At 75.1% G+C, this 1,063-nt stretch carries 1 protein-coding gene; it reads left to right on the top strand.

Annotation, left to right across the window (positions count from 1 at the left end):
- On the top strand, positions 1–1,063 hold a 1,063-nt coding region (locus tag PUR71_RS02810), incomplete at both ends, for an acyltransferase domain-containing protein (protein ID WP_329924691.1).

Below are 1,063 nucleotides of genomic sequence, written 5' to 3'. Positions count from 1 at the left end.
GTCGATCGCCGCGATCAACGGTCCGCGGTCGGTCGTCGTGTCCGGGGCGGAGGAGGCTGTCGCGGCGATCGAGGCGCACTTCGCCGAGCGCAGGACGACGCGGCTTCGGGTCTCGCACGCGTTCCACTCGCCGCTGATGGATCCGATGCTGGAGGACTTCCGTGAGGTCCTCGATGGGCTGACGTACAACGCGCCGTCGATCCCGCTGGTCTCCAACCTGACGGGCGCACTGGCGGAAGGTGTCCAGGGGCCCGACTACTGGGTGCGCCACGTCCGTGAGGCGGTCCGCTTCGCCGACGGCGTCCGCACTCTCCACGAGGCCGGCGTCCGCCGCTACCTCGAACTCGGCCCCGACGCCGTCCTCACCGCCCTCACCGCGAACGCCCTGCCCGACGGCGAGGCCGAAGCCATCCCGGCGCTGCGCCGCAACCGGGCCGAAGAGCACACCTTCGTCGACGCCCTCGCCCGCCTCCACGTCCGCGGCGCCACGGTGGACTGGGCCGCCCTGTTGGCCGGCACCGGCGCCCGCCGCGTCGACCTGCCGACCTACGCCTTCCAGCGCAGCCGCTTCTGGCCCGCGCCCCTCGCCGCCCGTGGCGGCGACGTCCGCTCCGCCGGTCTCGGCGCCACCACGCACCCGATGCTCGGCGCGGCCGTCGAACTGGCCGACGAGGACGGGCTGGTGCTCACCGGACGCCTGTCGACGGGCGCGTTCCCGTGGCTGTCCGACCACGTCGTCCAGGGCACGGTCCTGGTCCCCGGCGCCGGCCTGCTCGAACTCGCGCTGCGCGCCGCCGCCGAGGTGGGCTGCGACCTCGTGGAGGAACTGACGCTCGCGGCACCGCTGGTGCTGCCGGAGCACGGCGCGCTCCAGCTCCAGCTTCGCGTCGGAACGCCGGACGCCACCGGGCGCCGCGACCTCACGATCCACTCCCGGCCGGACGGGGATCCGGAGGCCGGGTGGGTCCAGCACGCGTCCGGTGCGCTGGCCGTCGGTGGTGGCGTGGAGGCGGAGGCCTTCGACGTCTGGCCGCCGGCCGGCGCGGAGGCGCTGCCGGTGGAC

It is taken from the genome of Streptomyces sp. SP17BM10, from assembly GCF_036322405.1.
Taxonomy (GTDB): Bacteria; Actinomycetota; Actinomycetes; order Streptomycetales; family Streptomycetaceae; genus Kitasatospora.
The sequence above is the reverse complement of the archived record's forward strand: the minus strand, read 5'-3'. Positions and strand labels throughout refer to the sequence as shown.